This is a genomic window from Paenibacillus phytohabitans, assembly GCF_013141775.1.
Classification (GTDB): Bacteria; Bacillota; Bacilli; order Paenibacillales; family Paenibacillaceae; genus Paenibacillus_AQ; species Paenibacillus_AQ phytohabitans.
Window position 1 is genome coordinate 165,068 of the sequence record NZ_WHOB01000059.1, and the last position, 12,454, is coordinate 177,521.

The 12,454-nt window shown below is 52.1% G+C and carries 10 protein-coding genes and 1 tRNA gene; 6 read left to right on the forward strand and 5 right to left on the reverse strand.

Features of this window, described 5'->3' with window-relative positions:
• Nucleotides 1-238 precede the first annotated feature (238 nt).
• Entirely contained in the window at nt 239-1,693 is a 1,455-nt protein-coding gene (locus tag GC101_RS18895) for an MDR family MFS transporter (RefSeq protein WP_171718482.1), read from the forward strand.
• Nucleotides 1,694-2,289: 596 nt separating this feature from the next.
• On the opposite strand, the gene GC101_RS18900 is transcribed toward GC101_RS18895, so the two are convergent.
• Nucleotides 2,290-2,373 (reverse strand) — tRNA-Leu (locus GC101_RS18900).
• 214 nt (nt 2,374-2,587) lie between these two features.
• On the opposite strand from GC101_RS18900, the gene GC101_RS18905 reads away from it, so the two are divergent.
• Genes GC101_RS18905 through GC101_RS18915 form a run of 3 tightly spaced genes read left to right on the forward strand, consistent with a single transcriptional unit; the run spans nt 2,588 to nt 4,931 of the window.
• Nucleotides 2,588-3,055, forward strand: a complete 468-nt coding sequence (locus tag GC101_RS18905; protein WP_171718483.1) for an Lrp/AsnC family transcriptional regulator — start codon at nt 2,588-2,590, stop codon at nt 3,053-3,055.
• Nucleotides 3,052-3,684, forward strand: coding sequence for a LysE family translocator (locus GC101_RS18910; RefSeq protein WP_171718484.1), 633 nt, complete (start codon nt 3,052-3,054; stop codon nt 3,682-3,684). Before GC101_RS18905 ends, GC101_RS18910 begins: the two co-directional genes overlap by 4 nt.
• Nucleotides 3,681-4,931, forward strand: coding sequence for an MFS transporter (locus tag GC101_RS18915; protein WP_171718485.1), 1,251 nt, complete (start codon nt 3,681-3,683; stop codon nt 4,929-4,931). The genes GC101_RS18910 and GC101_RS18915 overlap by 4 nt, the downstream gene beginning before the upstream one ends.
• A 7-nt stretch (nt 4,932-4,938) precedes the next feature.
• On the opposite strand, the gene GC101_RS18920 is transcribed toward GC101_RS18915, so the two are convergent.
• From GC101_RS18920 to GC101_RS35830, 4 genes are all read right to left on the reverse strand, one after another.
• Nucleotides 4,939-6,540 carry a helix-turn-helix domain-containing protein gene (locus GC101_RS18920; RefSeq protein ID WP_171718486.1) on the reverse strand — a complete coding sequence of 534 codons (1,602 nt, stop codon included), beginning with the start codon at nt 6,538-6,540 and terminating at the stop codon, nt 4,939-4,941.
• 110 nt (nt 6,541-6,650) lie between these two features.
• Nucleotides 6,651-7,673, reverse strand: coding sequence for an ABC transporter substrate-binding protein (locus tag GC101_RS18925; RefSeq protein WP_246354398.1), 1,023 nt, complete (start codon nt 7,671-7,673; stop codon nt 6,651-6,653).
• Nucleotides 7,674-8,074: 401 nt separating this feature from the next.
• Nucleotides 8,075-9,307, reverse strand: coding sequence for a CynX/NimT family MFS transporter (locus GC101_RS18930; RefSeq protein WP_171718487.1), 1,233 nt, complete (start codon nt 9,305-9,307; stop codon nt 8,075-8,077).
• Nucleotides 9,308-9,546: 239 nt separating this feature from the next.
• Complete coding sequence (locus GC101_RS35830; protein WP_216626667.1) at nt 9,547-9,651, reverse strand: YjcZ family sporulation protein; 105 nt, start codon at nt 9,649-9,651, stop codon at nt 9,547-9,549.
• 218 nt (nt 9,652-9,869) lie between these two features.
• On the opposite strand from GC101_RS35830, the gene GC101_RS18935 reads away from it, so the two are divergent.
• Both GC101_RS18935 and GC101_RS18940 read left to right on the forward strand, forming a co-directional pair.
• Nucleotides 9,870-11,585 carry an ABC transporter ATP-binding protein gene (locus GC101_RS18935; RefSeq protein ID WP_171718488.1) on the forward strand — a complete coding sequence of 572 codons (1,716 nt, stop codon included), beginning with the start codon at nt 9,870-9,872 and terminating at the stop codon, nt 11,583-11,585.
• Between the two features lie 151 nt (nt 11,586-11,736).
• Nucleotides 11,737-12,441, forward strand: a complete 705-nt coding sequence (locus tag GC101_RS18940) for a hypothetical protein (protein ID WP_171718489.1) — start codon at nt 11,737-11,739, stop codon at nt 12,439-12,441.
• Nucleotides 12,442-12,454 lie beyond the last annotated feature (13 nt).

Here is a 12,454-nt window from a genome sequence, read left to right on the forward strand (position 1 = left end):
TCTATTCTAAGCGATCCTGCGAACAGGGTCTACCATCGTTAGATAATTCATGCGGCAGAATAAACTTACACCGTTAGATATTTTCCTTTACAGTGAAAAAAGACAGTGCTATATTAATCTCACACCGTTAGATTAAGGGTGCAGAGATCCTTACCGGCCGGAGGGGACAGCTGCTTCCCGATCATTATTCAAGCTTCACACGAATACCCATATTAACTTCAAGAGGACGTGTACTGCAATGAATCCATCCGCAACAGAAGCCGCCCTGCAAGGCGGCAAGCCTTTTTCGATCAAACCGCTTATCCCTGTACTCTTCGCGCTCATTGCCGGAATGCTGCTGGTTATGCTGGACAATACCATTATGAATGTGGCCATACCTGAGCTGGAGAATGTATTTCACACCAGCCTAAAGACCATCCAATGGGCGATTACCGGCTACACGCTGGCTACCTCCATGATCATTCCGCTCGCAGGGTGGTTCTCGGACAGATTTACCGCTAAGCGTGTTTTTCTTGTATCCATTCTATTGTTCACTATCGGCTCCCTGCTGTGTGCAGCGGCCCAGTCCCCGGCTCAGCTGATTGTTTTCCGGATTATGCAGGGTCTTGGCGGCGGCATGGTGGCTCCTATCGGCATGGCCTTATCCTTCAAAATAGCTCCGCCTGAGCGAAGAGGCGAGCTGATGGGCTTCCTCGCCATGCCCATGCTGATCGCTCCGCTGCTCGGCCCCGTGTTATCCGGATGGCTGCTCGAATATGTGAGCTGGCATTGGATTTTCCTGATCAATTTGCCCATCGGCCTGATCGCAATCTATTTAGGGATGAAGTATCTTCCGGTCTCCGAAAAAGGAACCGCCGCCAAACTTGATATTTGGGGAATGATCCTCTCCCCGCTGGCCTTCTCCAGTCTCGTCTTTGGAGTGCACAGAGGTGGCGCGGAGGGTTGGACAGACTCCTATACATTGCTGCCGCTTATCTTCGGCTTAGTTGCTCTGTCATTATTTATTGTTGTAGAGCTGCGACAGAAGGAGCCGCTGCTTGAGCTGCGCTCCTTCCGTTCCTTCGAGTTCACCAAAGGCATTATTCTGGTCTGGATTAACCAGATCGCGTTATTCGGTTCGATCTTGTTGATTCCTTTATATCTGCAGCAGGTTAGAGGCTTCTCCTCCTTGGAGTCCGGGATGATGATCATCCCGCAGGCGCTGGTCAGCTTCGCCGGCGTTATGGCTGGGGGCAGACTTCTTGACAAATACGGAGCGCGGATTCCTGTGTTCTCCGGTCTTGTGATGCTCTCGGCTGCACTCGTTCTTTTGTCACGGCTGGACAGCGATACGACGATCTATGCGATGATTGGATCCTTCGCCCTTCTGGGACTGGGCCAGGGTCTCACCACCATGCAGCTCGGCACCCATGTACTCAAGTCGGCACCCAAAGACCTGATCAGCCGGGTAACCCCGCTGACCACCTCCGCCCAGCAGATTGTCGGCTCCTTCTCCATTGCCATCATCTCCGGTCTGTTGTCTTCCAACATTGCTGAGCACATGACCCAGGCCGGCTCCGCTGCAGCTTCTGCCCATACTGCAGCGATGGTTGCAGGGTTCCACGACACCTTCCTGCTTCCGCTGAGTCTGGCACTTTGCGGGGTTGTATTGAGTCTGTTCCTGCGGAAGCAGGAGCACGGAAGCGGGCAGTGAACAAGGCATTTAAAGAGGCAATCACGCTACGCAAGTTGATCGGCATGAAGTAGTAAGTGCATCAGGCTTCGCCTCACATAGCGCACATCACGTATATCACGCATATCACGCATATCACGCATAACGCATATCACGCATATCACGCTCATCACGCTCATCACGCATAACGCATATCACGCTCATCACGCTCATCACGCATAACGCATAACGCATATCACGCTCATCACGCAAAAAAAGATGCTCCCCTTACCGGGTAGCATCTTTTGCGGCTTCTTGTTTCTCATCCCGCCCACATCAGTCCTATAATTGGTGCATTGTATTCGGTTTTTCGCATACATCCGGCCCATCTGCCCTAACATTGGTGCATTGTATTCGGTTTTTCGCATACATCCGGCCCATCTGGCTACTTTTGGTGGACTCAGAGGGAACTTCACCCCCTGATTTTCCCACAACGCCTACTTCCGGCGGATTCAGGGGCACTTCTGCCCCTTATTCACCCACCCAGCCTCTTTCCAGCCTACATTCCACCCATTAGCTCAAAAATCAAAATGGCCCGTAATTGCCTGAGCAATTACGAGCCATATTTGTAAAACAGATGCGGTCAAGAGGACTCGAACCTCCACGATATTGCTATCACTGGCACCTGAAGCCAGCGCGTCTGCCAATTCCGCCATGACCGCATATTATGTAGTTCAGTGATTCAATCACCGTAATTAAGACTATACTCTCTTTGAATATAAATTGCAAGCATTATTTATTGGTGATTATTACAGCACTATGAAAGTCCTGCTATCCACTCAATGACCCACCAATAATATGTATGGAATATTATTGAAATACTTATTATTATAATGTATATTCCTCATATGGATTAATAATATAAGGAGGAATAACATGGATTCTTTAGATTACAAGATCATCTCAGCAATAATGAATAACGGCAGGATCACCTGGTCCGAGCTTGCCGGACTGCTGGGCCTTTCTTCTCCTGCCGCAGCGGACAGGGTTCGGCGGCTGGAGGAGCAAGGTGTCATTACCGCATATACGGCGCTGATCGACGCGGAATCTGCCGGTTACGGATTGGCTGCACTGATTGCCGTATCGCTGGAGCGGCCGGAACACCGGCAAGGCTTCATTGAACTCGTGATGAAGCTGCCCGAGGTTCAGGAATGCCATCACACTGCCGGGGATGATGATTACATCCTGAAGCTGCGCTGCCGGGGAACACGGGATCTGGACCGGATCATCAGCGAGGAGATCAAAGGCCTGCCGGGTATCGTGCGGACCCGCACTACGATTATCCTCGGAACGGTCAAAGAAACTCCGCATGTACCGCTGCCCCCGGCAGAACGCACACCATGAATACATGGCTGGCCCTGTTAAGCGGTCTCAGCTTCGGCTTCATTATTGCCGCTCCTGTCGGCCCGATGTCTCTGCTGTGCATGAACCGTACCCTGAAGTCCGGCTTCACTGCCGGTCTCGCTACGGGTGCCGGAATTGCGCTGGCTGACGCCTTCTATGCGCTGGTGACCGTTGCCAGCTTCCGGTTTGTGAACGATTTCACTACCACCTACGCCTTGCCGCTTCGACTGCTTGGCAGCCTGTTTCTCGGCTATCTGGGGCTGAAGGCGCTATGGACGGCTCCGGCCAAGGGAGATCCGGTAACAACAGCCGTGCGCAGCGGAATTATCTATAGCCTGTCCTCCGCCTGCCTGCTGACTCTGGCTAATCCGGCAACACTTCTGTCCTTCATGGCGCTTGCCGCTTCACTGGGCCAGGCAATCAGCGCCTCCCTGTTTCTTCCGGCAGGGATTGCTCTGGGCTCCTTCGCCTGGTGGCTGCTGTTATCCGGCCTGATCTCCCTGATCAGGGGCAGGCTGTCCGGCAGCTTCAGCCAGTTCCTGAGCCTGGGCACCGCAATCATACTGGTTCTGTTCAGCTTATACGGCAGCTTCACCGTATTGTCCACTTATTGGAGGCAACGATTATGAAGACCGCCCGCGGTTCCTCTGCTTATCCAGCCTCTGCTTTGCCGCAAGAACCACAGCGTCACTCCCGGCCGCAAAGCCCGCTCCAGCTGGCGCATTTCCTGACCGGATATTTCATTTCCAGAATCGGAGACGCCCTATACACCTTTTGTCTGCCGCTGCTCTCCTACAGGCTGACCGGGTCTGTGCTGGTAATGAGCTCGCTGTTTGCCGTCAGTGTGCTGCCGGTCATACTGTTCGCCCCTTTTGCCGGAGTGATCCTCGACCGGTTCAATCGCAAGCGGCTGATGCTCTGCGCCGATCTGATCCGAATGGGGCTCATTGCCCTCATTCCTATACTGGCACATTACGGACTGCTCGCCATTTGGCATCTGTACGTCATTTCCCTGCTCTTATCCATTGTATCAACGGGTTATGATATAGCGGTTGTAACCCTCATTCCGTCGCTGTCCGGGAAGAATCTAACCCGGGGGAATGCCGGAGTTCAGACCGCAGGTCAGCTGGCCGATATGCTCGGACCGGCGGTCGCGGGAGGCTTGGCCTCACTTATGAGCATTACTTCCATCCTGTGGCTGGATGTCGCTTCCTTCGCGGTCATTCTCTGCGTTCTGTACCGGCTTCCGCAGGAACCCGCACGGTCACGCAGCGCCAAGCCTGCTTTTGCCGCCGAAATGTCCCAGGGCTTCCTCTGGCTGATCCGCAGCCCGGTCCAATTGGCCCTCTCTGTACAGGCAGCCATCGGCAACTTCGGCTACAGTGCAGCGTATGCCACCCTGACCTACTACCTGATTACCAATCTTCATTTAACTACAGGTCAAATGGGCATGACATATACCTTGCTCGCTGCCGGAGGAGTCGCCGGGAGCCTTGCGGTTATATATCTCGACCGGCATTTCAGGCGCGGCCGCCTGATTCCGGTGCTGCTGCTGGCCGGAACCTGCGGATTTGTGCTGGCCGGCTTCAACGACTCCTGGCTGGCGCCGGGAATCGGCTTCGGCCTGGTCGCTGCCTGCAACACCTCCTGGTCCGTATTGTCTGCTTCCATCTGCCAGGAGAAGGTTCCGCCCGAGCTGCTCGGCAGAGTGCTGAGCTTCTCCAGAGTCGTCACCCGCACGGCTATGCCGGCCGGTGCATTACTCGGCGGCTGGATGAGCGGTGCATTGGCCCCCGGTGCCGTATTTCTGCTGGCCGCCGCCGCCAAACTGATCGAGGTGCTTATTGCTGTTGCTTCACCAATCCGCAGATTGTGACTGGTGCCTACGCCAGTACCTTCAGCACATCCTCGATTTTACGCTGATGGGACAGCACACCATAATTCATCCAGGCCATGAAATCAACCTCGTACACACAGCGGTTGCGCACAGCGGGCAGGCTTCTCCATAGCTGTGTATCGAGCAGCTCCCGGCTTTCACCTTCCTGCTTGTCAAAAGTTATAAACAGATGATCTGCAGTCAGCTCAGACAATTCTTCACGGCTCAGATTCACACGCTTTTGTCCCCGGGTAAGCCTGCTGACGAATCCATGCCGCTGAAGCCCCAGATCCTCATGCAGAACACTTGCTGAATATCCCAGCTCATCACAGCCATACAGAGCAACTCCATAAGCGGATATCCGCAGTAACGCTACCGTCTGTCCCCTGATGCTGCGGCTGAGCATCCGCTTGGCCTGCCGGGCTTGCTGCTCATAATGGCCGATAACCTCCTGCACCCGTTCCGTTCTGCCGAAGACAGCGGCTGCGGAGCGGAGCGTTGCCCGCCAGTCCTCCTGATGGAACGGAAGCCGGAGCAGCGGGGCCACCTGGCGGCATTCCCCCAGCTGCCAGCGCTGAAAGCCGTCATCCAGCATAATCAGCTCGGGCATATACCGGGAGAGTCCTTGCCAGTCTCCGCTCGAAATATCAAAGGCAGGAACCTGATCAAGACCCAGATACTCCTGCTTCCCCCACTGGGCATGACAATATTGCACCACCGGAGTAATCCCCAATGCCAGCAGATAATCCTCCAGAAAAGGGGCAAATACGCGGACTCCCTCCTGATGAAGGCTCCTGTATTGGCCGGGAGTTACACCAACTGTTCCTTTGAAGCGGCGATTGAAATAATACTCATTGCTGTAGCCGACAGCCAGTGCAACATCATGCAGGCGGTCCCTGGTCAGCAGCAGCTGCTGCTGTGCCCGTTCAATACGCAGTCCATTCAAGTACTCCAAGGGAATCTGACCGGTAATCTCTCTAAAAAGCTGGGTATAACGCGCACGGCCAATTCCTGCAAGCTCAGCCAGCTGGTCGACAGATAAGGATTCATTGAAATGGTCCTCCATATAGCGGATCGAACGCTCCACCGCCTCATGATCATCCCTGGTCTTCATCGCCGGAGAATTCGCCCGCATGATCAGCAGCAGGAGCTCCTGAAAACGGGTCTGAGCCGCAAACCATTCAATATCCTCGGCACTCCTGCGGCTATGATAAATGGAATCCAGCAGCAGTACACACTGTGAATAAGGTCTGCAGTTAAGGAGTCCCGGCCGGAGCATGCCATCTCCAGACTTCCTTTCCACTCCGTTAGGTTTGCTCCCTCCGGTATGAATAACCTCAAAGCCAATCCGGTAAAAGCTCAGTCCCCGCTCTCCGGCCCGGATTCTGTTTAGTGATCCGGCCTCTATCAGAAATCCGGCACCTTTCTCCAAGGGATATTGCCTATCATCCGCTTTGAGCCAGCCCTGCCCTTCCGAAACTATAATTAATGTATGTTCCTTGTACACATCTGTCGGTTCATTTTCAGACGGGGACTGGGCAACGGTTTCTATGTTAATCAGGCTATAGAATAGCCTTCTTCCGGTATTTTCCTGTACTAGATCCGCCATTCTACCCCACCTTATTGAGAATCATTATCACCAATTCAGTGTAAAACAAAAAAGAAGATCTATCAACTGTGCTGATAGACCTTCTTTTCACATGCTTCATCAAAATCAGGTTATTTCACCATGACCTTAAGCAGATCGTCAAGCTTCATCGTATTTGCCGTGATTGCACCAGACTGCCAGTGGGAACGTTCCATTCTGTAGATGTTCCCGTTCTTCACCGCAGGCAGGTTCTTCCATAGAGGGCCATCGAGAATCTGGATCGCCTCCTGATTAGCCGCAGTATCCCAGTCTCCGTTGTCAGGGAATACAATGATGTGATCCGCTTCAAGCGCTGGTATCACTTCTTCGGAAATAATGGACTGATATTCCGTCATCTCAGCGGCCATCGGGACAGGTGTCAGACCGAATTGATCATAGAGCACACCGGTAAAGCGGTTTTTGACTCCAAAAAGAGCAAAGGTTTTGTCCGCGACATTAAGCCGGATTACAGCTACCTTTTCCTGTCCCAGAGCCTGCTGCAGCTTGGCTTTACCCTCGGCTACCTTCTGGTCATACTCCGCAAGCACAGCCTCACCCTTCTCCGGAATACCCAGCGCGTCGGCAATCGCTGTGAGCATTAGCCTTGAATCCTGGAGCACGCTCTCCGGCAAACGGTAGGTTGGCGCCACCATGGAATATTGTTCATACTTAGCGGCATCTGCACCGCCATCGGTAATGATCAGATCGGGATTTTTGTCGAGCAACGCTTCCATACTGCCGCTGATATCGAATTCAGGCACATCCAGATTCAGATAATCCTGCTTGCCCCAGCTTGGATGATACCACTGCACCACTGGAGTAACGCCTAGTGCCTTCAGATAATCTTCTACATAGATCCCCGCCACCCGCTTAGGATTTACGGGAATTTCTACATCTCCGAATTCTCCGGTAATCGTACGGGTCGCTCCTTCTTCTGAGGCATTATTGCTGCTCTCTGTAGGAGTTGCACTGGCTGCTGCTGCCTCTTCCGCTGCATTCCCTGCTTGGACAGCGTTGCCCTCCGCAGCCTTGTTAGCAGTCCCGCAAGCCGCCAAAGCGGACATTGCCAGCATAAGTACGATTGTCCAGATAAACTTCCGGCCCCGGTTTGTCATTTCTCTCTTCACTCCTATGTCTGTTTTCATTGATTATCATTCTCATGTAATCTTAATGACAATAGTAGCATGTCCTGATCAGCTTTCAATGCACTTTCTCTGCCAAAATCTTATACAAACTAAGCGTATTGAATTTAGCTGTAATTGGATACGGCAGCCGTTCTTTTCTAAGGACGGTAACGTTTCAGCGAGAAATAGAAGGATAAGTGATCCTGTGAAACATATAAATTCTTATAGTTATCAAAAAAATTGACCCCGCCAGCAAGTGGCGGAGTCCATAGTTCATAAACATATATAGCACATACAAGCTGAGGATATCCTTAATATACCATCCGATTGTAAATGGAATGTGTGAGGTAATCCATGAAAATAATAAATATATCCGTGTTCATTATAATCCGCTATCCCCTGTCACCAACGTATCTGTCGCGTCCGGCTCCCATTCCTGCCGCGAACAAGAGCACGCTTGCTGCCGCCAGCAGTGCCAGCGGTGTGTTCCAGCTGTTCGTAGCATCATGCAGCAGACCGAACAGTGCGGGTCCCATCGCGGCCAGCAGATAACCGGCAGACTGGGCCATGCCCGACAGCTCACTGGCTTCCTGCGTAGTCCGGGTGCGCAGGCTGAAGAACATCATCGCCAGTCCAAAAGCAAATCCCCCGCCGATTCCAATGCATACCGCCCATACCGCCATCAGCTCCGTGCTGCCCAGCCAAATTCCAAGGATGCCAATGATAAACAGGATAGAAGTAATAACTACCAGCAGACGCTGGTTCTTCATCCGTCCGGCCCAGAGCGGAACAAAGAATGTAAACGGCAGCTGTGCCAGCTGCATCAGTGAGAGAATCCATCCCGCATGGCTGGAGGACATTCCCCGCTCCCCGAGAATAACCGAAAACCAGGCGATCAGGACATAATAGAGCAACGACTGCAGCCCCATGAACAATGTAACCTGCCAGGCGAGCGGGGAGCGCCATACGCGCACGGCCGAAGACCGCACGGCGCCTGTACCGCTTGGGCTTAGGCTCTTCATCTGCGGAATCCAGAGCAGTGTAGCCAGCGCAGAGATGATAAACCACAAAGCCAGGGTTCCCCTCCACCCAAGCCCCGCATGGGAGGCCAATGGAACACTGATTCCTGAAGCAGCAGCTGCACATATATTCATGGAGACCGTGTAGATTCCGGTCATCAGGCCGATGCGGTGCGGGAATTTCCCCTTGATCAGTCCCGGCAGCAGCACATTGCAGACGGCAATGGACAGGCCAATCATTGCCGTACCCGCAAACAAGGTAACCGTTCCGGAAGCTGAACGGACGAGAATCCCCATTGACAGCGTAAGCATAGCCAGCATCAGGATATTGGCAAGTCCAACTTTGCGGGCTAGCTGTGGGGCGAATGGTGATAGTAGCGCAAAGGCCAGTAACGGCAAGGTCGTGATCGCTCCAGCCAGGGTATTAGACAAGCCCAGGTCATCACGGATCATCTCCAGCAGAGGTCCGACTGAAGTGAACGGGGCACGCAGCGCAGCTGCGACACAAATAATACCGGTGATGAGCATCCAACGGCTGGCGGTATTTGAATCATGCGCGGACAAGCCTGGCTCCGCTATGTTGCTTTTTTGACGGCTGAATTTCATGTTGTTCCTCCAAGGCCGCAGCAAAATACCCATCAAGCCCAGGGCTTGTCAGGGAATAAAGCTGCTGTATGTAGTAGACGTTCAGATCCATGGCACATGTGGCCATTATATCTCTTTACGCTGAAGGCTGCACAACTTAAAGTTATTTCAAAGGCTTGACAATGCGCCTGAACAAAATCAGCAACAGGAAAAACCGCCGGTCTCCAGGACCGGCGGCAGCACAGATAGGTGAAGCCTAATTAAATCCAGAAGGATTTAGTAATGATTACGAGCAGGATGAACAGAACCAGAATCGCGCCAGTGGAAGTGAATACTCCGCCGTATCCCCCAACATTTTCGCTCATGTTAACTCCTCCTTTATACTTGAATACAGTTAAAATATGTGGAAATAGCCTTTCACGACTGGGTGAAATGGTAATAAATCAGATGAATTACATGTAATTTTAAACATCTTACCGTTGACAAATCATGTAACCCTCTTTAGTATCCTAAGAATAAGGTTCACTTGAGAATCAATCTCAATAACCAGATACATAACACTACAGAAAAGAGTGAACAAGAGATGCTGCGTCGTTTTTTCTCCTATTACCGTCCTTATAAGAAGCTGTTTATCCTCGACTTCACCTGTGCGGTAGGTGCCGGTCTGCTGGAGCTTGCTTTTCCCGTAGCGGTCAATAAATTCATTGATGATCTGCTGCCGGGTCAGGACTGGCCGCTGATTCTGATTGCCTGTGTGGTCTTGCTCGGAATTTACGCGCTGAATACGGCAATGAACTATGTTGTCACTTACTGGGGGCACATGCTGGGCATTAACATTGAGACCAATATGCGCAAAAAAATGTTCGATCATATCCAGAAGCTGTCCTTCCGCTTCTTCGATAATAACAAAACAGGTCATCTGCTCGGCAGAATTACCAATGACCTGAACGATATCGGCGAAGTGGCCCATCACGGGCCGGAGGATGTGTTCATCGCTGTCATGACACTGATCGGTGCATTTATTCTGATGGCGGATATCAATCTCCAGCTGGCTGTGATCACCTTCATCATCGTGCCGGTTATGGCCTGGGTCATCATCCATTTCGGCCGCAATATGACGGAAACTTACCATCGTCTGTTCGGCAATGTGGGTAACTTTAATGCCCGGATCGAGGACAATGTCGGCGGGATTCGTGTGGTTCAGTCTTTTGCCAATGAGGAATATGAGAAAGAGCTGTTCGCTGTGGACAACCAGAAGTTCCGCCAGACCAAGCTGATGGCTTATAAGCTGATGGCCAAAAGCTCGTCGGTCAGCTATATGATGACCCGTCTGATTACCATTGTAGTCATGGTCTGCGGCGCCTGGTTCTTCATTCAGGGAGAGCTTGAGATCGGGGAATTCGTCGCTTTCATCCTGCTGGCTAACGTCTTCTTCCGCCCGATTGAGAAAATCAACTCCGTCATCGAGAGCTATCCGAAGGGGATTGCCGGGTTCAAGCGTTATCTTGAAGTCATTGATACCGAGCCCGATATCGCCGATAAACCGGATGCTGTAGAAGTAGGCTCACTCCGCGGGGATATCAGCTTCAGCAATGTCAGCTTCGGCTATGAAGCGGACCGTACGGTTCTGGCGGATATTAGCCTGAACGTTAACGCCGGTGAAACCATTGCCTTCGTCGGACCTTCCGGCGCCGGTAAAACAACGATCTGCAGCCTGCTTCCCCGCTTCTATGATGTGACCGGCGGAGCCATCTCCATCGACGGGATCGATATCCGCGATATGAAGCTCAGCTCGCTGCGGAAGCAGATCGGGATCGTGCAGCAGGATGTGTTCCTCTTCTCCGGCACGATCCGTGAGAATATCGCTTACGGCAAGCTGGATGCAGAGCTGCCGGAGATCTGGCAGGCCGCACGTCAGGCTCACCTGGAGGAGCTGATCAACAGCCTGCCGAACGGGATGGATACCGTTATCGGGGAACGCGGCGTCAAGCTGTCCGGCGGACAGAAGCAGCGCCTGGCGATCGCCCGTATGTTCCTCAAGAATCCGCCGATTCTGATTCTGGACGAAGCCACTTCGGCCCTCGACACCGAGACCGAAGCCGCGATTCAGCAGTCGCTGGCTGACCTGTCCGTGGGCCGCACAACCCTTGTCATCGCCCACCGCCTAACAACGATCAAGAATGCCGACCGGATTATCGTGGTCAGCGAGGACGGCATCTCCGAGGAAGGCCGCCATGAGGATCTGGTTAATGCCGGCGGAACCTACAGCCGTCTGTATCAGGCGCAGTATAATGCTTAAGAGTACACATCAAAAACCTTGCGAGATGCGGCCTGCGGGCTGCACTTCGCAAGGTTTTTTTTGCGTTCACGGGCCTCATTCCCGCAACCTCCCGTGAACAGTTTCGTCAATTAGTATAAGTAATGCAACTCAAGAAAACGGGGGTCTTAGGATGAAAATAAAATTACTCATCGTGCTAACGGCTGTTATAGTCCTGTGCGGCTGCTCGGGCAGTACTCGGATTAAGGGCGGCTCTGCAATTGACTGGGTGGATTTCCTAAAGTTAAATGGACATTCCTACACCGGATCTTGGGAAAACGTGATTAAGAATCCGGCTCAAGTCACCATGGAAACTGTTGGCGAAGTAAATTTTAAAGTCGCGGATGTCGTTACTAATCCTCATTACCAGACGAAGGATGGTGATGCTGCCTTTTTGGAAAAAGGAACTAAGCTATACCGCATTGAAGGCTTTAAGACAGACGAAGTTATTGCCGCCAAAGATGAAACACGCATCGGCGGATACCGCTTATATGTAGAGGATGATTACGCCAATAACCTGCAGCAGCGATATAACGACGTCATTAAACACAATATAGAGCGGGTTGAACTATATCATCAGGATGATGTGAAGCCTTACAAAACTCTAACCGATGATGAAACCAAGCGCTTCGTTCACTTGCTGGAAAGCGGAAAAAACACCCAAAATTACAGCCCTCAGAATACGGATGGTGATCCGGAATATTATCAGGTAGTCCTATATACCGGCGGGCCGTTTGCCTTCTCCTTTTCTCTTGTTGATGATGGTGTGAATGTGTTCTTTTCGCCTTGGGATACCAGAATAGTCGGCAACGAAATCCGAAGTTTATTACAACCTTAGAAACGGCGTATAA